At 67.5% G+C, this 15,016-nt stretch carries 13 protein-coding genes; 5 read left to right on the forward strand and 8 right to left on the reverse strand.

Annotated features, from left to right (window positions below; genetic code table 11):
- Positions 1-39 precede the first annotated feature (39 nt).
- Positions 40-1,449: a TAXI family TRAP transporter solute-binding subunit gene (locus tag E4V01_RS01115; RefSeq protein WP_135297202.1), complete on the forward strand. Its 1,410-nt coding sequence runs from the start codon at positions 40-42 to the stop codon at positions 1,447-1,449.
- 49 nt (positions 1,450-1,498) lie between these two features.
- Here E4V01_RS01115 and gorA read toward each other — a convergent pair whose 3' ends face one another.
- From gorA to E4V01_RS01140, 5 genes are all read right to left on the reverse strand, one after another.
- The gene (gene gorA, locus E4V01_RS01120; RefSeq protein WP_135297109.1) at positions 1,499-2,899 is read right to left on the reverse strand and encodes a glutathione-disulfide reductase; all 1,401 of its coding nucleotides are present in this window, start codon (positions 2,897-2,899) and stop codon (positions 1,499-1,501) included.
- Complete coding sequence (locus tag E4V01_RS01125) at positions 2,896-4,065, reverse strand: O-antigen ligase family protein (protein ID WP_135297203.1); 1,170 nt, start codon at positions 4,063-4,065, stop codon at positions 2,896-2,898. The genes gorA and E4V01_RS01125 overlap by 4 nt, the downstream gene beginning before the upstream one ends.
- Before the next feature lie 68 nt (positions 4,066-4,133).
- Positions 4,134-4,730, reverse strand: coding sequence for a DUF2059 domain-containing protein (locus E4V01_RS01130; RefSeq protein WP_135297110.1), 597 nt, complete (start codon positions 4,728-4,730; stop codon positions 4,134-4,136).
- A gap of 41 nt (positions 4,731-4,771) precedes the next feature.
- The gene (gene rpiA, locus E4V01_RS01135) at positions 4,772-5,497 is read right to left on the reverse strand and encodes a ribose-5-phosphate isomerase RpiA (protein ID WP_135297111.1); all 726 of its coding nucleotides are present in this window, start codon (positions 5,495-5,497) and stop codon (positions 4,772-4,774) included.
- 170 nt (positions 5,498-5,667) lie between these two features.
- On the reverse strand, positions 5,668-6,177 hold the full coding sequence (locus tag E4V01_RS01140) for a hypothetical protein (RefSeq protein ID WP_135297112.1): 510 nt from the start codon (positions 6,175-6,177) through the stop codon (positions 5,668-5,670).
- 183 nt (positions 6,178-6,360) lie between these two features.
- On the opposite strand from E4V01_RS01140, the gene gph reads away from it, so the two are divergent.
- The 3 genes from gph to E4V01_RS01155 all read left to right on the forward strand — a co-directional run bounded on the left by gph (position 6,361) and on the right by E4V01_RS01155 (position 8,910).
- Positions 6,361-7,062 (forward strand): phosphoglycolate phosphatase, encoded by a 702-nt coding sequence (gene gph / locus E4V01_RS01145; RefSeq protein WP_135297113.1) that lies wholly within the window; start codon positions 6,361-6,363, stop codon positions 7,060-7,062.
- Between the two features lie 100 nt (positions 7,063-7,162).
- A complete protein-coding gene (locus E4V01_RS01150; RefSeq protein ID WP_060769809.1) occupies positions 7,163-7,828 on the forward strand; it encodes a hypothetical protein in 666 nt (221 codons plus the stop codon).
- A gap of 86 nt (positions 7,829-7,914) precedes the next feature.
- Positions 7,915-8,910, forward strand: a complete 996-nt coding sequence (locus E4V01_RS01155) for a DUF4424 family protein (protein ID WP_245517378.1) — start codon at positions 7,915-7,917, stop codon at positions 8,908-8,910.
- 12 nt (positions 8,911-8,922) lie between these two features.
- On the opposite strand, the gene E4V01_RS01160 is transcribed toward E4V01_RS01155, so the two are convergent.
- On the reverse strand, positions 8,923-10,164 hold the full coding sequence (locus E4V01_RS01160; RefSeq protein ID WP_060769808.1) for an argininosuccinate synthase: 1,242 nt from the start codon (positions 10,162-10,164) through the stop codon (positions 8,923-8,925).
- Positions 10,165-10,338: 174 nt separating this feature from the next.
- On the opposite strand from E4V01_RS01160, the gene E4V01_RS01165 reads away from it, so the two are divergent.
- Positions 10,339-10,965, forward strand: a complete 627-nt coding sequence (locus tag E4V01_RS01165; RefSeq protein WP_060769807.1) for a 2-hydroxychromene-2-carboxylate isomerase — start codon at positions 10,339-10,341, stop codon at positions 10,963-10,965.
- Between the two features lie 959 nt (positions 10,966-11,924).
- Here the strand turns inward: E4V01_RS01165 and E4V01_RS01175 are convergent.
- Both E4V01_RS01175 and E4V01_RS01180 read right to left on the reverse strand, forming a co-directional pair.
- Positions 11,925-12,734, reverse strand: a complete 810-nt coding sequence (locus E4V01_RS01175) for an IS5 family transposase (protein ID WP_135297206.1) — start codon at positions 12,732-12,734, stop codon at positions 11,925-11,927.
- A 154-nt stretch (positions 12,735-12,888) separates the two neighbouring features.
- Positions 12,889-14,838: a bifunctional diguanylate cyclase/phosphodiesterase gene (locus tag E4V01_RS01180; protein WP_135297114.1), complete on the reverse strand. Its 1,950-nt coding sequence runs from the start codon at positions 14,836-14,838 to the stop codon at positions 12,889-12,891.
- Between the last annotated feature and the right edge of the window lie 178 nt (positions 14,839-15,016).

Consider the following 15,016-nt stretch of genomic DNA (forward strand, 5'->3'; position numbering starts at 1 on the left):
CGATTTCGAGGGCTCCGCCGCCGCATGGTGGCCACGCTCATGAGGCGCGAATGGCTCTACGTGCTGCTGGCCCTCGGGTTCGCGGCCGTGGCCGGCCTCGTCGTCACCCTATCACGTCCCACGCTGCTCACGGTGGCGGTCGGCCCGCGCGACGGGGTCGAAGCGGGGCTGATCGAGACCTATGCGCGGGCGCTGACCCGCAATCACGAGGACGTGCGCCTGAAGGTCGCGCCCTTCGACGACGTGCGCGACAGCGCCGCCGCCCTGGAGAAGGGCCGCGCCGACCTCGCCGTGGTGCGGCCCGATGTGAAGCTGCCGGATAACGGCCTGACTCTGGCCATCCTCCACGACGAGGCGCTGATCATCGCCGCCCCCGAAGCCGGCGAGATCGAGAGCTTTTCGGATCTCTCGACCCGGCGCCTCGGCGTCGTCACGCGCCATGAGGCCGACTTGCCGGTTCTGACGAGCCTGCTCGACTTCTACGACTTCAAGGCGGCCCCGGAAGCCGAGGCGCTCGGCAGCGAACCCCTCGCGGTGGGACGCATCGGCCTCGTACCGCTCAAGGCCTCCGAGATCACCGCGGCGCTGGAGGGCAAGCGCGTCGATGCGGTGGCGATCATCGCCGCTCCCACCGCCAAACCGGCGCAGGCGATGCTGCGGGCGGTCGAGGCGGCGGCGCCGGAGCGCAAGGTCACCCTCGTCAGCGTGCCGGACGGCAAGGCGATCGTGCAGCGCATGCCGACGCTCCAGGCCGTCACCCTCTCGGCGGGTACCTTCGGCGGGCGGCCGAAGCGCCCGGAAGAGGATGTCGAGACGGTGGGCGTCTCCTACCGGCTGATGGCCCGCGGCGCGGTGAGCCGCGTCGCCGTCGCCTCCGTGGTGCAGCACCTGTTCGAGTGGCGCTCGCGGCTCGCGGCCTCCGCCCCGATCGCCCACCAGATGAAGCCGCCGGACTACGACACCACCGTCACCGCCACGAGTGCGCAGCTTCCCAACCATCCCGGCGCGGTGGACTATTTCGAGCGTGAGCAGCAGACCTTCCTCGATCGCTACGAGGACTGGATCTACCTGTTCGCCTTCTTCGGCGGCACGCTCGGCTCGGGCGTCGCGTGGCTCGGCCAGCGGCTCGCCCGCAAGCGGCGCGAGCGGATCGACATCGTCCTCGACCGCCTGCTCGACATCCTGGCCGAGGCCCGCGAGGCGCAATCGGCGGCCGCGCTCGGCGCGCTCACCCGCGAGACCGATGCGCTGATCGCCGACGTGGTGCGTCAAGCCCGCGAGCGCAGCATCGATACGCGGATGATCAGCGCGCTGATCCTCGCCATCGACGCGGTGAACGGCGCCCTCGACGATGGCCGCCGCTCCTTCGAACCCAGCGCCGATCCGAGCAACGGCAGCCGATCGCGCACCGCGCGGTTGTTATCGCTGAGCCTGCCGGCCGCAGAATAGGCGCGCCGCGTCCCGAAAGGCCGCTGCCGGCTCCCGGAACGAGCCGGCTCTAGCCCACGCCGACGGGATGCTTCACCACGAACGGCGTCCGCATCGTCACCAGTTCCTCGCCGAGCGTCGGGTGCACGGCGATGGTGCGGTCGAAATTGGCCTTGGTCGCGCCCATGGTGACGGCGATGCCGATGGCCTGGATGATCTCGCCGGCATCCGTCCCGAGCACGTGGACGCCGACCACCCGGTCGCTGGCACGGTCCACTAGAACCTTCATGATCACCCGCTCGTCGCGGCCCGAGAGCGTCGCCTTCATCGGGCGGAAGCTCGCCTTGTAGACGTCGATGTCCCCGTAGCAGCGCCGGGCTACGTCCTCGTTGTGGCCGATCACGCCGATCTCCGGCGTCGAGAATACGGCGGTGGCGATCAGGCGATGATCGACGCACCAGGGCTTGTCGCCGAACACCGTGTCGGCGAAGGCGTGGCCCTCGCGGATCGCGACCGGCGTCAGCGCCGCGCGGCCATTCACGTCGCCGACGGCGTAGATCGACGGAACCTTGGTGCGCGAATCCGCCTCGACCGGGATCGCACCGCGTTCGTCGAGGTCGATCCCGACCCGTTCCAGCCCGAGCCCGGCGACGTTCGGGCGCCGGCCGGTGGCCACCAGCACGCAATCGACGGTGAGGCTCTCGCCCCCGTTCAGGATGGCGCGGATCGCCGAGCCGTCGCGCTCCAGGCGCTCGACGGTCTGCTCCAGGCGCAGATCCATCCGCTTGGCATAGGCCTCGCCGAGCGCGTCGGCGATCTCGGGATCGAAGCCGCGCAGCAGGCTCTTTCCGCGATGGAGCAGCGTCGTCTTCGAGCCGAGGCTGGCGAAGACGCCGGCGAACTCCACGGCGATGTAGCCGCCGCCGACCACGAGGATGCGCTCGGGCTGGTGCTCCAGCTCGAACACGCCGTTCGAATCGATGGCGAGTTCCGCACCGGGGATCAGTGGCTCGCGCACCGGCGTCGCGCCGGTCGCGATCAGGATGAAGCGGGCCCGGACCGTGCGATCCGCGCCGACGAGGCGCACGGTGTGTGGGTCCTCGATCACCGCGCGGTCGGCCACGACCTCGACGCCGGCGCCCGCAAGGTTACGGCCGTAGATGCCCTCCAGCCGCGCGACTTCCGCGTCGCGGGCGCGCTTCAGCACGGCCCAGTCGAAGCGCGGCGTCTCGATGTGCCAGCCGAAACCGGCAGCGTCCTCGAACTCGTCGGTGAAGCGGCCGGCATAGACCATCAGCTTCTTCGGGACGCAGCCGCGGATCACGCAGGTGCCGCCGACGCGGTACTCCTCGGCCAGCATCACCCGCGCGCCGTGGCCGGCGGCGATGCGGGCCGCCCGCACCCCGCCCGAACCGCCGCCGATCACGAACAGGTCGACGTCGAAGGACTCACTCATCTCGGTCTTGCTCATGCGCGCGCGTCTTCACTCTCATGTGCGGGCTCGTATGGGGGCTTGGCGCAAGCCGCCGCCCGCAGCCATGTGATGGCGGCCCCGAGGCCCGCCGTCCACCATCCCTGCCACGCGCCGTGCTCGACGAACATCACCGCCACCGCCGCGCCCAGCACGCCGAGCGCCGTGGCGAACAGGAGCTGCGGCAGGGCCGCCGCCGCCCGCAGGGCCAGGAAGGCGACCAGCGCCGCCAGCACCGCCCCGACGAGGCCGAGTTCGGCCCAAATCTGGAGGAAGCTGTTATGCGGGTGGCCGACGGCCAGCATCGCCCGCATCTCCGGTTCGAGCGCCGCCGCCGCCGGCACCTCGGCGAAGCGCAGGCCCATGCCGTAGCCGGAGCCGATCCACGGGGCCTGGGCCAAAGCGGCGCCGAAGCTCTGGGCGATGGCGACCCGCGCCCGCGACGAACTCTGCGTCAGCCGCTCGTGCGCCGCCTCCGGCATCAGCCGGTGGAGGATGTCGCCTTCGACCGGCGCAAGGGCAAAGGCGAGCCCGAGGGTCAGCGCCGCGAGTGCAAGGGCCATGGATCGGGGAGCCAAGCGCCCGACCCCGAACATCGCGGCACCCGCGAGCAGCCCGAGGATGGCCGCGCCGCTGATCGAGCGCAGGATCGCCAGCGCCGCCACCGCGAGCAGGATCACGGCGGCAAGGCGATGGCCGCGCAGGGCGAGGAAGGCGGCGATGGGCCCGGCGAGAAGCAGCACCGTCAGCAGCGGGCGGTTGAACATGAACAGGGCCACGCGCTGCCCGAGCCAAGCCTGCGGCGCCAGCCCGAGGGCGAGGCTTCCCGCGATGTAAAGGCAGGCGGCAGCGAGCATTCCGGCGCCGAGGGGCAGCGCCCAGGGTGGCAGCCGGGCCGGCGCGAGCCGGGCCAGGATCGCCGCGGCGGCGAGCGTCGGCAGGAATTCGGACAGCACACGGCCCCAGAGCGCGGGAAACGGGCTCCAGGCCAGCGAGACGAGGCACCAGCCGAGGAAGGCCAGCGCGGCGAGACCGAGCGGGGAGCGCAGCGGCCCCATCAGGAGCGAGACAGCGCGCCCGCCATGCTCGGCGACGGCGCCCGCGAGAAACAGCAGGGCCGCGATGCCGAGGACGAGCGGGCTCGACCGATTGGCGAGCGCCATCATCGGCGCCACCAGCGCCAGGGCGACGGCGCCGGCGGCGTAGAGCCGCTGCGCCGCGCCAGGGCCGGCGATCACTGGAGCTGGTGGCCGCGCTTGCCCATTTCGGCGCGGGTGCGGACCATGATGTATTCCGAGACTTCTTGCGTCCAATCCTGCATGGCGCCGACCATGTCATCGAGGATCTGCGGCTGAGTCTCAACGTAGCGCTTGCCCGCGGGCGAGCGGAAGAAAGTGACGATGTCCTTCAGCTCGGCCTCGTTCAGGCGCTTGGCATAGATCCGCGCGGCGATGGTGATCAGCCGCTGCTTCTGCAGCTCCATCTCGGGATCGAGACCCTTGAGCACGTCGTCCAGATCCTTGGCGAGATCGGGCCGCGTCACCGCGTTCTTGCGGATCTGCTCGGCCATGGTCGGGATGATCGAGTCGAAGGAGCGGGCGATGCCGGAACTCAGCATGACCTCGCGGGCGAGGGCGAGGTGGGCGGCACTGAGGTCCGGCTCCGGCGCGGCGGCCGGCGGCGGGGCCGCGCCGGGCTTCACCGTCGGCTTCGGGGAGGCGGCGGGGGGCTTGGCGGCCGGCTGCTGCGCCTGCGCTGCCGGAACGAGGACGGCCTGCGACAGCAGGGCCGCGAGGAAGGGGCCGCCCAGGGCAGCGAGACGGAGAACCATGCGGGAGAAGCTCCGAAAAAGGAAAAAGCGGCGACCGGGCGTCAGAGGCGGCCGAGAACGCTGACGACGGCCGCGTCGCCTTCGGCCGCGTCGCCTTCGGCCGCGGCGAGGATGGCCGCGTCGGCGATGCCGAGGAACAGGCCGTGCTCGACCACGCCGGGCACCGCCCAGAGCCCGGCGGACAAAGCCTCCGGATCGGGAATGCGGCCGAGCCGAAGATCGAGGATGGCGTGGCCGCCATCGGTGAGGAGGGGAGCACCGGACGCGTCGTGGCGGCGCACGATCTCGCCCGCGCAGCCGGCCCGTGCCACCGCCGCCTCGACGGCGCGGGTGGTGGCACCGATGCCGAACAGGTTCACCTCCACCGGCAGCGGAAAGGCACCCAGGGTCTCGACGTGCTTTCCGGCGTCGGCGATCACCACCATGCGGCGGCTTGCGACCGCGACGATCTTCTCGCGCAGCAGAGCGGCACCGCCGCCCTTGATGAGGCGCAAGCTGCCATCGACCTCGTCGGCCCCGTCGATGGTGAGATCGAGTTCGGGCAGGTCTTCGAGCGTCGCGAGCGGGATGCCCTCGCGCTCGCAAGCGATGCGGGTCGCCTCCGAGGTCGGCACCCCGGTGACGGTGAGGCCCGCGCGCACGCGTTCGCCCAGCAGCTTGATGAAAGCGGCGGCCGTGCTGCCCGTGCCGATGCCGAGGCGCATCCCGTCCTCGACCAGGGGGATCGCGCGCTCGGCCGCCGCCCGCTTCAGATCCGGCGCGCTCACGAAACGTCCTCGGGAAGCGAATTCATCGGGGGCACTCGGACCATCGAAGCTGGGGCGGCGAATCTGGGACGATTGGGGAGGCAGGCCCTAGCACGCCTCCCCGCCGCCGCAAAAGACGGACGCGGAGAAGCACGGATGCTTCCCGAGGGCGTCCGGCGCTGCGTCGGCGGTCAGGGCCGCGTTCCCTGCGGCGGCGTGGCGCTCGGGCCGGCGCGGCCGGGGGCCGGACCGGTCGCGGCGGCGCCCGCCCCGCTGGCGGTGCCGGCGGGCGGCGGGCCGGCCTGCTCGGTGCAGACGACGAGTTCCTGACGGATCTGCACGTAGCAGGCGCTGGTTTCGCCCGTGCGGTAGTTGACCCGGTAGATCCCCGACTCGCGGGCGTGGCGCGAGGCGATCAGGCCGTACTCGCCCGGCGTCTGCGGGCCGGCGCCCTCTCCGGCGGCAAAGCACAAGGTGACGCCGACGCTGTCGTCGCGCAGGCCGTACTGGCAGGAGGTGACCTCGCCGTTGGCGCGGTCGATCCGGTAAATCCGGTTCAGATCGACCGCGGGCGCAGCCACGAACTCGTAGGGCCCGGCAGCCTCGGCTGCCGACGGCAATCCGGCCAGGGCCGCGACGAGCAGGCCGGCGGTCAACCGGGGAAGAGAAAGACGCGAAGGGACACGCATGGGGCGGGACATCGTCTTGTTGCGAAAGAGCGAAACGGCGAATCATCGGCGGCGCGATCAAGCACCCGCTCCGTGGCGGAGCTTGGGCAGAGAGGCAACACTGAGTGTCCGCGCTAACCGGGTATCAACCGCTAGGGTTGATCGTAGGAGAGACGACCGCTAGCCAGCTTGACAATGAAACGCACCGGGATGCCGATGAACCCGCACAGCTCCCCGATCGTCGTGTTCGATCTCGACGGGACCCTCGCCGAGACCGCGGGCGACCTCATCGGCACCCTCAACGTCATCCTCGCCCGGAACGGCCACGCGCCGCTTCCCCTCGAACAGGCTCGCGACCTACTCGGCGCGGGCGCGCGCGCGCTGATCCAGCGCGGCTTCACGGTCGCGGGCGCAAGCCTGACGCCGGAACGGCTGGAGACGCTGTTCCAGGACTTCCTCTCCTATTACGGCGCGCATCTCACCGACAATTCGCACCTCTTCCCCGGCGTGGTCGAGGCGCTGGACCGGCTGGAAGCGGCGGGCTTCCGCCTCGCGATTTGCACCAACAAGGTCGAGGCGCACGCCGTGGCGCTGCTCGATGCGCTGGGCATCGGCCACCGCTTCCGGACGATCGTCGGCAAGGAGACCTTCGCGTTCTCGAAGCCGGACCCGCGCCACATCACCGCGACCATCGAGCGCGCCGGGGGCGATCTCCACCGCGCCGTGATGGTGGGTGATTCGAAGGCCGACGTCGCCGCGGCCAAGGCGGCCGGCATCCCGGTCGTCGGCGTGACCTTCGGCTACACCCCCGTGCCGATGCGCGAGCTGGCGCCCGACTGGGTCATCGAGCATTTCGACGCCCTGCCCGACGCGGTCGGCGCCCTCCTCGCCCGCGAGACCGTGAAACCGGCCGCCTGACGAGACATCGCACGGCTTGCACCCGCGCGGGCGCTGGGCCACTGAGCGTTGCGACGGGGCTTTCAACCGCCCCGAGGGGCGCGAGAGGCAGACCGGCGACATGAGCGAGACGGACACCTTCGACCTGACGCTGGAGCGCATCGCGCTGATCCGGCGGATGGTCGTGGCCTGGAACGGAGCCGAGGCCGGCGCGCCGATGATCCATCCGGATGCGCCCTACGGCAGCACCGACCGCGACGGCGACATCTTCAACGTCACCGGGGACGACGAGGGCGCGGACGAGGAGCACCGGGCGATGGGCGATGCGCTCGCCGTGTTCCTGCAGAACGCGACGCTGAAGCCCGGCCGCTACCAGTACCACAACCCGCTCGCCAAGCTCGCGCCGGGGGATGTCTTCGACGTGTTCCGCGACGAGGCCACCGGCGAGACGCCCGAGCACATCACCTTCGAAGTCACCGACGAGCACCTTCGGCTGCTGCGGGCGTTCAGCCTCGAATGGGACGAGGAATACGACGTGCCGAGCGTCGATCCGAAGCGGCCCTACGGCCACATGACGTGGTACACGGTGGAGATGGCAGTCCATCTCGGCGAGCCGCCCGAGAAGGACGCGGACGGACGCGCCATCCTGACCGACGAACAGGAGGCCCGCCTGGAGCGCCTGCACCGCGAGATGCAGCCGGCGATGCAGATCTTCCTGCGCTACGGCGATCTCGGGCCGGGACCATTCCGGCAGCCCGAGGGCACGATCGCCTGGGAGCCGGCCTGAGCGCATCCGCTCCCCCTTTGCGAATCGCTGCGCCGGCCGCCTATCAGCGGTCGGGCCGTGCAGCGGTTCCGAAGGGGAGAGGCCGGATGAAGCGGGGATGGATCGCGGGAACGGTGCCGGGCGCGCTCATCCTGGCCCTGGCATCGTCGTTCTCACCCGCCCGGGCGAACGACAGCGCGGCCACCCTCGACGCGGGCGGCCTCGTTCTGGTGCGCGATGCCGAGATCGAGCTGGCGAGCGAGGACCTTCGCATCGCCATCGACCGCATCGGCGTCGATTACGTCTTCCGCAACCGCTCGAAGGCGCCGCGCACCCTGCGCCTCGCCTTCCCGCTCCCGCCCATCGACGGGGCCGAACTCTCGTTCAGCGCCCTCTCGCTGCCGGTTCGGGGGAGCGCCAACTTCGTCGGCTTCACGGTCAAGGCGGACGGCCAAACGATCGAGCCGGCCCTGGAGGAGCGCGCCTTCCACGGTACGCAGGAGGTCACCGAGCGTCTCACCCGCCACGGGCTGCCGCTCAATCCTCTGCGGCGCGAGGACTTGGAGACGGCGCTCAAGCGGCTCTCACCGGCCGACCTCCAGGCCCTGCACAAGGCCGACCTGTTGTCCGATGCGACGTTCGACGCCGGCGCGCAGTGGCGCAGCGAGGCCAAGTTCCACTGGGAGCAGGTCTTTCCGGCCGACGCAGAGCTGCGCCTCTCCCACAGCTACGTGCCCGTGACCGGCAATCAGTTCCTCTCGCCCAAGGACGCCGCGGCGCGCGAGTTCCGTGCGCGCTACTGCCTCGACGAGGCCGGTTTGGCCGGCATCCGGCGCCTCGCCGCGGCAAAGCCCGAGGGCTACACCCGCGCCTTCGAGGTGCCCTACATCGTGACCACGGCCCGCAACTGGGCCGGGCGCATCGGCCGCTTCACCCTGACAGTGGACAAGGGCCGCGCGGACGCCCTGGTCAGCTTCTGCCGGCAGGGCGTGCGCAAGACGGGTCCGACCACTTTCGTCTGGGAAGCCCGCGACTACGTCCCGGATTCCGACCTGCGCGTGCTCCTCGTCTCGAACGATCCCGCCTTCCTGGGGGATCGCTGAGACGCGGGGCGTTCAGCCCTCGCGCTTCTTGCGCTGTGCCAGGGTGCGCAGGCGCAGGGCGTTGAGCTTGATGAAGCCGGCCGCGTCGCGGTGATCGTAGGCGACGGCGCCCTCCTCGAAGGTGACGAGATCCTGATCGTAGAGCGAGTGCGGGCTCGTCCGGCCGATGACGTGGACGCCGCCCTTGTAGAGCTTGAGCCGCACCTCGCCGGTCACCTTCTCCTGACTCTTGTCGATCAGCGCCTGCAGCATCTCGCGCTCGGGCGAGAACCAGAAGCCGTTGTAGATCAGCTCCGCGTATTGCGGCATCAGCTGATCCTTGAGATGGGCCGCGCCGCGATCCAGCGTGATCGACTCGATGGCGCGGTGGGCCGGCAGCAGGATCGTGCCACCGGGCGTCTCGTACATGCCGCGGCTCTTCATGCCGACGAAGCGGTTCTCGACGAGATCGAGCCGGCCGATGCCGTTGGCGCGGCCAAGCTCGTTCAGCTTGGCCAGCAGCGTGGCGGGCGAGAGCGCCTCGCCGTCGATGGAGACGGCGTCCCCCCGCTCGAAGCCGATGGTGACGATCGTGGGCGTGTCCGGCGCCTCTTCCGGCGAGAGGGTGCGCGAATAGACGTAATCCGGCACCTCGACCGCCGGGTCCTCCAGGACCTTGCCCTCGGAGGAGGCGTGCAGGAGGTTGGCATCGACCGAGAACGGGCTCTCGCCGCGCTTGTCCTTGGCGATCGGGATCTGGTGCTGCTCGGCGAACGCGATGAGCTGCTCGCGCGAGCGCAGGTCCCACTCGCGCCACGGCGCGATCACCGTCACGTCGGGCTTGAGCGCGTAGTAGCCGAGTTCGAACCGGACTTGGTCGTTCCCCTTGCCGGTGGCGCCGTGGCACACCGCGTCGGCGCCGACGCGTTCGGCGATCTCGATCTGCTTCTTGGCGATCAGCGGCCGGGCGATCGACGTGCCGAGGAGATAGATCCCCTCGTAGACCGCGTTGGCGCGGAACATCGGGAAGACGTAGTCGCGGACGAATTCCTCGCGCAGGTCTTCGATGAAGATGTTTTCCGGCTTGATGCCGAGAAGCTCCGCCTTGCGGCGCGCCGGCTCCAGCTCCTCGCCCTGGCCGAGATCGGCGGTGAACGTCACGACCTCGCAGCCATAGGTGGTCTGAAGCCACTTGAGGATGATCGAGGTGTCGAGTCCGCCGGAATAGGCGAGAACGACCTTCTTGACGGATTTGTTCGGAGGGGCGTCGGACATGGTGTTGGGCTCGGGCAACAGGGTGAAGGCGGATTAACAGCGGAGGCGCGCGGCGCGCAACCGCCGGGGCGGGATGCAAGTTGCCTCGTTTCCGATCCAGCCGGCCCCGGCGCGTCATCGCAGACGTGGTAGGGTCACCGGCAGGACGGACCAGATGACCCGGAGAATCGACGAATGCCGCGGCGAGCGACCCTGGAATTCTGGTACGAGTTCGCCTCGACCTACTCCTACCTCTCGGCCATGCGCATCGAAGCGCTGGCCAAGGCCGCCGACGTCGAGCTGCGCTGGCGACCATTCCTGCTCGGGCCGATCTTCGCGACGCAGGGGTGGACCAATTCGCCCTTCAACCTCTACCCGGCCAAGGGCCGCAACATGTGGCGCGACCTCGACCGCGAGGCCGCCCGGCTCGGGCTCCCGCCGGTCACGCGCCCGAACCCTTTTCCGCAGAATTCGCTCAGCGCAGTGCGCGTGGCGACCTACGGCGCCGACCAGGACTGGCTGGTGCCGTTCTCGAAGTCGGTGTTCGAGACGAGCTTTGCCAAGGGCGGCTCCATCGCCGAGCCGGCGGCGGTGGGGCGCATCCTCGATGCGCTCGGGCTCGACGGCACCCAGATCCTCAAGGCGGCGGCCTCCGAGGGCAACAAGGGCCGCCTGAAGGTGGCCGGCGAGGAGGCCCGCTCCCGCGGCATCTACGGCGCGCCGAGCTTCCTCACCGGGGACGGCGAGCTGTTCTGGGGCAACGACCGCCTGGAGCAGGCGCTCGCCTGGGCCGCCGGAGACCGGCCGGACGGGCTTCGGTGAATTTCTTCGGACGTCGCTTTGCTTGGCGATATATTATTGTAGAGGCCGAGGACACTCAAACTTGGTAGCGACGCCCAAGGAAGTAGATCCGCACGGCACCAGCAATGCTGAGGACGTTCTTAGGATTCTTCATCGAACTCAGAAAAGGAAACAAGCCTGTCTTCAATTTCTTCCGGAAAAATTGCCCCCCACCGCGGCATAGAGTTAGAGTTGATGCTATGCGGAAGAAAGCCTTTTGCCCTTTTTTCTGCCGAGCCAGGCATGTCAGCAGAAGATGTTGGCGACGCATGCTTCAGCCAGCATGTAGAGGCAGGAAATATCTTGCTATTTAGCTGCATTGATAAATTGACAGGAACAGAGACCAGAAGATATTGTCTCCCTACAGAAGAGTGGCGAGTCAAGCTTAGTATATTGATTCAAAGCTTGAATTCATCTGGCTCAATAAATTCAATATTTTCTTCAGATGATCTACACAGAATCGAAGGGCACTTACTGTCATATGACAAGATTGATATCGAGCATTTTATAAATATAAGAAATATGAATATCCGAGTTATTTAAATTATCGCATTGGGCTTTACATGCAATGGCATCGGGTGCTTGCACCCGATGCCATTGCATGTTCTCAAACCATCCCAACGTGGTTTTGATAGAGTACGGCAAAGTATTGAGAAAAATTTGATGCGGCATGGTAGCGCCAGTGTTTTGTAAATTTTCTGCATTTATACTGCATTCGACACGGTCTAGATTTACTGCACAAAACTCTAAAAGACAGCGCTATTCATTTTTATCGAATTTACGGTCGTCCGGCCTGGATCGATAGTTACAGTGGGTGAATTCCCTCTACAGACATGCGAGGGTCAGGCGGAGGCTGCTGAGAGCAATTTTTTGATCTAGTCGAATATTATCATGTGGAACACATTGATTACCACGAGAATTGCAGCAAATTTTAGAGCCTGTTATGCACTTGTCATAAGCTTTTCAGCTTGTCGGAGCATGAGGCAGACGAAGGCGACCATGTGCAGGCCAGCCAACGTGCTGGCGTAGCGCTCGTAATCTTTGACCAGCCGCCGACAGCGGGTGGCCCAGGCAAACGAGCGCTCCACCACCCATCGGCGCGGCAGCAGGACAAAGCCGCGCTTGGCCTCAGGCGCCTTCACCACTTCCAAGTCGATGCCGTGCGCGCTCGCGGCGGCGGCGGGCTTAGGCCCGGAATAGCCCTGGTCGACAAAGGCCAACTCGACGCTGTCGGCCGTCTCCGCCTGCACCTCGGCGGCCAGCCGGCCGACCTCGGCCCGGTCGTCGACATCGGCGGGCGTCACGTGCAGCGCCACGACATGGCCCGGCGTGTCAACGGCCAGATGCAGCTTCGCACCCCGCTTGCGCTTGGCCCCGTCATAGCCGGCCCGCTCGCCGCTCTCGGGCGAGGAGCGCAGCGTCAGGCTATCGAGGATCACCGCCGAGGGCTCCGGCTCCCGCTCCGCCGCCATCCGCAGCACCGCCCGCAGGTCGCCGGCCACGTCCGCGAAACTGTCGGCCGACAGCCAACGCTGCGTCTGCTGATACACGGCCGCCCAAGGCGGCAGATCGTGCGGCATGAACCGCCAGGGCGCCCCCGTCTTCACGATGTAGCGCAGCCCGTTAAACACCTCGCGCAACTCGTGGTCGCGCTGAGCCGAGTCCTCCCGCAGCAGCGCGAGGTAGGGCGCTACCAGTGCCCATTCTTCATCAGACACGTCGGACGGATAGGAGCGGCGATCAGAAGGCATGATCCAAAACGCCAATCCTGCCTATCAGTTCATAACACGCTCTAGGCTCCGACCCTTTTGGCCAACATTAGATTGGCCTCAAATAGCGTAGAGCGAAATGATCAATTTACACACATAAAGTGATGAAACCAACACCCCCAGTTGGAGAGGCTTCTCAAACCGAAATTTTCTCGGCTGGGGCCGTCATCCTGAGGTCGTCCAGCAGTTCCGTCATCGGCTGCGGCATGCCGATCAGGTAGCCTTGAACGTAGCGGCAGCCGTGACGGCGCACCGCACTCAGTTGCTCCGCGGTCTCGATCCCCTCGGCGATGCCGTCCAGGCCGAGATTCTGGCAGAGATCGAGGATGGTGATCACGACGCTGCGCCCCAGGTCGGATTCGACATCGGCCATGAAGCCGCGGTCGATCTTGATCCGATCCAGCGGCAGGCGGTGGACGTAGTTCAGGCTCGAATACCCCGTTCCGAAATCATCCAGCGCGATCTTGATGCCGAGTGCGCGCAGGAGCGTGATCGCGTTCTGCGCCCCCTCGAAGTCGCGCATCAGCGCGGTTTCCGTCAACTCCAGCGTGATTCGCCGGGGATCGAGCCCGCTCTGCCGGACCGCGGCGAGGATCGCGATGACCGTCTCGGGAGAGGCAAGGTCGTGCGAGGAGAGGTTGAACGACAGGCCGATCTCGGGCGGGAGCCGGGCGGCGTCGGCGAGCGCCTTGCTCAGGAGAAGCAGCGTCACCGAGTGGATCATGCCGCAGCGCTCCGCCACGGCAATGAAGCGGTCGGGCGGCACACGCCCGAGCTTCGGGCTCGTCCAGCGCGCCAGCGCCTCGACCGTGGTGATGCGATCCGTCACCGTGTCGAGGATCGGCTGGTAGTGCATCTCCATCTCGGCGGCGAGATCCGCGCTCTGGAGGGCGGTCTCCACCGCGCGCTCGGCCCGGATCGCGTCCTCATGCTCCTGCGAAAACAGCGTCGTGGTCCCGCGCTTTCGCTCCTTGGAGTGGTAGAGCGCATAGTCGGCCCGGTCGAACAGCGCATCCGCGGCCCGTCCGGCGCTGGGATACAGCGCCAAGCCGCCCGAGCATCCCGGCACGACCTGGGTCTCGCCGAGCGAAATCGGCGCGTGCAGCGCCGCACCGATGCGACTGCAAAGCTCGACCGCGTCGGCCGTACAGTCGGCCGCGTGGATCAGCACGCCGAACTCGTCGCCGCCGAGGCGCGCGACCGTCACGCCGTCCGCGGCGAAGGCGCCGAGACGACGCCCGGTTTCCTCCAGCACCCGGTCTCCGGCGGTGTGGCCGAACGTGTCGTTGATCGGCTTGAACCGGTCGAGGTCGAAGATCGCCAGGGCGAAGGCGGCGTTTCCGTCGGCCGAGGCGGCGATCAGCGCATCGAGGCGCTGGAAGAAATAGCGTCGATTGGGCAACCCGGTCAGGCTGTCGGTATGCGCCAGGCGCTCGTTCTCCTCGCCGAGCCGCTGCTCTTCGGCCTTGGACTCGACCAGTTGGAGGAAGGCCAGGAAATTGTTGATGAGGATGCGCACCATCACCACGGTGACGAAGGCCGTGTTGAGCGCAATCGCGATGAAGACGCTGTTGCCGCTCGTGAAGCAGTGAATCAGGAAGCTGCCCATGACGATGACGGTCACGAGGAGCGCCGCGGCCGGCAGGTGCGTCAGGCAGAAGATGCAGGCGATGACGGTGATCGCGATGAAGATCGCGACGTGGCCCTGCTCGAACGACCCGCCAAAGGCGTTAAGCTTCATCGCCCAGCCGACGAAGAGGGCCGAGAACAGGACGGTGAGGAGGCTGGTGCCGCGCAGCCGTTTGACGGCCTCGTCTCCGGACAGCACCAGCGGCTGGATATGCCACCAGTGCACGGCCCGTACCGCACACAGGACGATCATCGCGCCGGGGAGCCCGACGGTCAGCCAAGCTGGCGCAAAAGGGTAATGGGTGAAAGCGAGGGCGCAGGCGTTGACGGAGAGAAGCGCATAGAGTGACGGGATCTGCTTCCGCAACTCCGCGAGTTGGCGAATGCAGGCTTGCGGGTCCGTATAGCTCGGTACGATACCGCTCAGAAGCTCTCGGCGGCCGTGAAAGAATTTCATTCTCGTCTTACCGGACACCGGGCCATTGACAGGTCGTCGTGCGCCCTATGCCAGAGATGCACTAGGTCTCATTTTTCCTAATAATTCATTGCATCGAAATACTCAGTCTTCGAGCCCGACGAGATCGGCGAGAGAGTGCTCTCGCCGATCATCCGGGATGTCCGGACTCGATTTGGTC

The sequence above is a fragment of the Methylorubrum sp. Q1 genome (genome assembly GCF_004683995.1).
GTDB lineage: Bacteria > Pseudomonadota > Alphaproteobacteria > Rhizobiales > Beijerinckiaceae > Methylobacterium.